The 5,606-nt window shown below is 56.3% G+C and carries 3 rRNA genes; all 3 read left to right on the top strand.

Annotated elements, in window-relative coordinates:
* The first annotated feature begins 239 nt into the window (after positions 1-239).
* Positions 240-1,759 (top strand): 16S ribosomal RNA (locus CLV52_RS18195).
* Positions 1,760-2,231: 472 nt separating this feature from the next.
* Positions 2,232-5,352, top strand: a 23S ribosomal RNA gene (locus CLV52_RS18190).
* A gap of 123 nt (positions 5,353-5,475) precedes the next feature.
* A 5S ribosomal RNA gene (rrf, locus tag CLV52_RS18185) occupies positions 5,476-5,592 on the top strand.
* The 16S, 23S and 5S rRNA genes sit together here, the layout of an rRNA operon.
* Positions 5,593-5,606 lie beyond the last annotated feature (14 nt).

Below are 5,606 nucleotides of genomic sequence, written 5' to 3'. Positions count from 1 at the left end.
TCGAGGCGCCTCGAGCTGCTGGGTGTGAGCCTGGTGGGCGATGTGCGGCCGATCCTTGAGAACTCAACAGCGTGCACAATTGTCAATGCCAATAAACCTCGTCCAGCTTCGGCTGGTTGAGATTCCTTTGGATTGAATTGAATGTCAGTAGACATTCGTCAGTCAGATTGAACTCGTCCGCTTTCGGGTGGGCCTAGATGTGCCGTGCTGGGTTTTTGCCTGGTGCGTGCGTTCTAACATTTACGGAGAGTTTGATCCTGGCTCAGGACGAACGCTGGCGGCGTGCTTAACACATGCAAGTCGAACGGTGATGCAGAGCTTGCTCTGCGGATCAGTGGCGAACGGGTGAGTAACACGTGAGTAACCTGCCCTTGACTCTGGGATAAGCGTTGGAAACGACGTCTAATACCGGATACGACCCGTGGAGGCATCTCCTGCGGGTGGAAAGAATTTTGGTTGAGGATGGACTCGCGGCCTATCAGCTTGTTGGTGAGGTAATGGCTCACCAAGGCGACGACGGGTAGCCGGCCTGAGAGGGTGACCGGCCACACTGGGACTGAGACACGGCCCAGACTCCTACGGGAGGCAGCAGTGGGGAATATTGCACAATGGGCGAAAGCCTGATGCAGCAACGCCGCGTGAGGGATGACGGCCTTCGGGTTGTAAACCTCTTTTGGCAGGGAAGAAGCGAAAGTGACGGTACCTGCAGAAAAAGCACCGGCTAACTACGTGCCAGCAGCCGCGGTAATACGTAGGGTGCAAGCGTTGTCCGGAATTATTGGGCGTAAAGAGCTCGTAGGCGGTTTGTCGCGTCTGCTGTGAAAACGCGAGGCTCAACCTCGCGCCTGCAGTGGGTACGGGCAGACTAGAGTGCGGTAGGGGAGATTGGAATTCCTGGTGTAGCGGTGGAATGCGCAGATATCAGGAGGAACACCGATGGCGAAGGCAGATCTCTGGGCCGTTACTGACGCTGAGGAGCGAAAGCGTGGGGAGCGAACAGGATTAGATACCCTGGTAGTCCACGCCGTAAACGTTGGGAACTAGATGTGGGGTCCATTCCACGGATTCCGTGTCGCAGCTAACGCATTAAGTTCCCCGCCTGGGGAGTACGGCCGCAAGGCTAAAACTCAAAGGAATTGACGGGGGCCCGCACAAGCGGCGGAGCATGCGGATTAATTCGATGCAACGCGAAGAACCTTACCAAGGCTTGACATGCACCTGAAAAGGCTGGAAACAGTCTCCTCGCAAGACAGGTGCACAGGTGGTGCATGGTTGTCGTCAGCTCGTGTCGTGAGATGTTGGGTTAAGTCCCGCAACGAGCGCAACCCTCGTTCTATGTTGCCAGCGCGTTATGGCGGGAACTCATAGGAGACTGCCGGGGTCAACTCGGAGGAAGGTGGGGATGACGTCAAATCATCATGCCCCTTATGTCTTGGGCTTCACGCATGCTACAATGGCCGGTACAAAGGGCTGCAATACCGTAAGGTGGAGCGAATCCCAAAAAGCCGGTCTCAGTTCGGATTGAGGTCTGCAACTCGACCTCATGAAGTCGGAGTCGCTAGTAATCGCAGATCAGCAACGCTGCGGTGAATACGTTCCCGGGCCTTGTACACACCGCCCGTCAAGTCATGAAAGTCGGTAACACCCGAAGCCGGTGGCCCAACCCTTGTGGAGGGAGCCGTCGAAGGTGGGATCGGTAATTAGGACTAAGTCGTAACAAGGTAGCCGTACCGGAAGGTGCGGCTGGATCACCTCCTTTCTAAGGAGCATCTGCAGCGGCCGGAAGGTCGTTGCCAGAGCCACTTCGCAGGCAACAGTGTTCATCTCGAACGCGTTGCCCTGCGGTGGTCAGCTCATGGGTGGAACATTGACGATTGGTCGCCGGTGAACCGGTGATGCGCCAGTACGGCCCGTTCGCGGGTCTGGAACGTGGATCGCCGGGACGGATCGGTGACGTGCACGCTGTTGGGTCCTGAGGGATCGGCCCCGGCCTGGTGCCGGGATCTCTCCCTCGGACTTCTGCTGAACCGGATGTGTCCGGGGATGGGGGAGTGCCGACCGTATATTGAGAACTACACAGTGGACGCGAGCATCTTTGAACGACATCTTCGGATGTCGGTCAGAAACAATGTTTGACGCCGTTCCCTTCACGGGAGCGGATGACAAACCATTGGTCATGTCCGCCGGCGGCGAGAGCTGTCGATGGGCACGATTCATACTCATGTATGTGATTTCAAGTTTCAAAGAGCAAACGGTGGATGCCTTGGCAACTGGAGCCGAAGAAGGACGTAGCAATCTGCGATAATCCTCGGGGAGCTGATAAGCGAGCTTTGATCCGAGGGTGTCCGAATGGGGAAACCCCGGTCGGCGTAGCGATACGACCGGCTGACTCCCGCCTGAATATATAGGGCGGGTAGAGGGAACGTGGGGAAGTGAAACATCTCAGTACCCACAGGAAGAGAAAACAACCGTGATTCCGTGAGTAGTGGCGAGCGAAACCGGAAGAGGCCAAACCAATCATGTGTCAAGCCGGCAGGCGTTGCATGGTCGGGGTTGTGGGACTCTCACGCTGATCTGCCGATCAGCACTCGTATGACTCGTGGTGTAGACGAACGACATTGAAAGGTCGATCACAGAGGGTGGCAATCCCGTAGTCGAAACAGCACGAGCGCGTGGAGATCATCCCAAGTAGCACGGGGCCCGAGAAATCCCGTGTGAATCTGCCAGGACCACCTGGTAAGCCTAAATACTCCCAGTTGACCGATAGCGGACAAGTACCGTGAGGGAAAGGTGAAAAGTACCCCGGGAGGGGAGTGAAATAGTACCTGAAACCGTTTGCTTACAAACCGTTGGAGGAGCCCTAGTAGCTCTGACAGCGTGCCTTTTGAAGAATGAGCCTGCGAGTTAGCGATACGTGGCGAGGTTAACCCGTGAGGGGTAGCCGTAGCGAAAGCGAGTCCGAATAGGGCGATTCAGTCGCGTGTTCTAGACCCGAAGCGAAGTGATCTATCCATGGCCAGGTTGAAGCGACGGTAAGACGTCGTGGAGGACCGAACCCACCAGGGTTGAAAACCTGGGGGATGAGCTGTGGATAGGGGTGAAAGGCCAATCAAACTTCGTGATAGCTGGTTCTCTCCGAAATGCATTTAGGTGCAGCGTTGCGTGTTTCTTGCCGGAGGTAGAGCTACTGGATGGCCGATGGGCCCTACAAGGTTACTGACGTCAGCCAAACTCCGAATGCCGGTAAGTGAGAGCGCAGCAGTGAGACGGTGGGGGATAAGCTTCATCGTCGAGAGGGAAACAACCCAGACCACCGACTAAGGCCCCTAAGCGTGTGCTAAGTGGGAAAGGATGTGGAGTTGCACAGACAACCAGGAGGTTGGCTTAGAAGCAGCCACCCTTGAAAGAGTGCGTAATAGCTCACTGGTCAAGTGATTCCGCGCCGACAATGTAACGGGGCTCAAGCACACCGCCGAAGTCGTGGGATTCGCATTTGTGGTAGGCCTTCGTGGTCCAACCGTGCGGATCGGTAGGAGAGCGTCGTGTGGCGAGTGAAGCGGCGGAGGAATCCAGCCGTGGACGCCACACGAGTGAGAATGCAGGCATGAGTAGCGAAAGACGGGTGAGAAACCCGTCCTCCGGAAGACCAAGGGTTCCAGGGCCAGGCTAATCCGCCCTGGGTAAGTCGGGACCTAAGGCGAGGCCGACAGGCGTAGTCGATGGACAACGGGTTGATATTCCCGTACCGGCGAAGAACCGCCCCAGTCAATCCAGTAATGCTAAGACTCTGAAACCACCGTCGCTGTGCCTTTCGAGGTTCCAGGATCGTGGCGTAGCGGTCGACCCAGTCTGGTGCGGCTAGCGTATTAACAGGTGTGACGCAGGAAGGTAGCCGAGCCGGGCGATGGTTGTCCCGGTCTAAGGGTGTAGGGCGATTCATTGGCAAATCCGTGACTCACGATGCCTGAGACCCGATGGGTAGCTCTCACGAGCGAAATCGGTGATCCTATGCTGCCAAGAAAAGCATCGACGCGAGGTTCAAGCCGCCCGTACCCCAAACCGACTCAGGTGGTCAGGTAGAGAATACCAAGGAGATCGAGAGAATCGTGGTTAAGGAACTCGGCAAAATGCCCCCGTAACTTCGGGAGAAGGGGGGCCAGAAACGTGAACCCACTTGCTGGGCGAAGCGTGGACGGCCGCAGAGACCAGTGGGAAGCGACTGTTTACTAAAAACACAGGTCCGTGCGAAGTCGCAAGACGATGTATACGGACTGACGCCTGCCCGGTGCTGGAAGGTTAAGAGGAAGGGTCAGCCGCAAGGCGAAGCTCAGAATTTAAGCCCCAGTAAACGGCGGTGGTAACTATAACCATCCTAAGGTAGCGAAATTCCTTGTCGGGTAAGTTCCGACCTGCACGAATGGCGTAACGACTTCCCAGCTGTCTCAACCGCGAACTCGGCGAAATTGCACTACGAGTAAAGATGCTCGTTACGCGCAGCAGGACGGAAAGACCCCGTGACCTTTACTATAGTTTGGTATTGGTGTTCGGTGCGGCTTGTGTAGGATAGGTGGGAGACGTTGAAGCGGGCACGCCAGTGTTCGTGGAGTCATTGTTGAAATACCACTCTGGTCGCTCTGGATGTCTAACTTCGAACCGTGATCCGGTTCAGGGACAGTGCCTGATGGGTAGTTTAACTGGGGCGGTTGCCTCCCAAAAAGTAACGGAGGCGCCCAAAGGTTCCCTCAACCTGGTTGGCAATCAGGTGTCGAGTGTAAGTGCACAAGGGAGCTTGACTGTGAGAGAGACATCTCGAGCAGGGACGAAAGTCGGGACTAGTGATCCGGCAGTGGCTTGTGGAAGCGCTGTCGCTCAACGGATAAAAGGTACCTCGGGGATAACAGGCTGATCTTGCCCAAGAGTCCATATCGACGGCATGGTTTGGCACCTCGATGTCGGCTCGTCGCATCCTGGGGCTGGAGTAGGTCCCAAGGGTTGGGCTGTTCGCCCATTAAAGCGGTACGCGAGCTGGGTTTAGAACGTCGTGAGACAGTTCGGTCCCTATCCGCTGCGCGCGTAGGAAGTTTGAGAAGATCTATCCCTAGTACGAGAGGACCGGGATGGACGAACCTCTGGTGTGTCAGTTGTTCCGCCAGGAGCACCGCTGATTAGCTACGTTCGGACCGGATAACCGCTGAAAGCATCTAAGCGGGAAGCCGTCTTCAAGATGAGACTTCCATGCCCCTTGAGGGTGAGAGGCTCCCAGTAGACGACTGGGTTGATAGGCCGGATGTGGAAGCAGGGACGAAAGACCTGTGGAGCTGACCGGTACTAATAAGCCGATGACTTGAGAACACTTCAACTTCTGTTGAGCATGAGCATGAACTGCTGCTCGCGTCCACTTTGTGGTTCCCGATGGACGGTCGGGAATGCACCCCGGGATCGCTCCCGGGGTGACGACTGAAACATCCATAGTGTTTCGGCGGCCATAGCGAGAGGGAAACGCCCGGTCACATTCCGAACCCGGAAGCTAAGGCTCTCAGCGCCGATGGTACTGCGAGGGTGACCTCGTGGGAGAGTAGGACACCGCCGGACTTCTTCTAGAAAAG

Source organism: Amnibacterium kyonggiense (assembly GCF_004364555.1).
In the GTDB taxonomy this organism is placed as follows: Bacteria; Actinomycetota; Actinomycetes; order Actinomycetales; family Microbacteriaceae; genus Amnibacterium; species Amnibacterium kyonggiense.
Note: the sequence above shows the minus strand (reverse complement) of the source record. Positions and strands in the feature narration are given on the sequence as shown.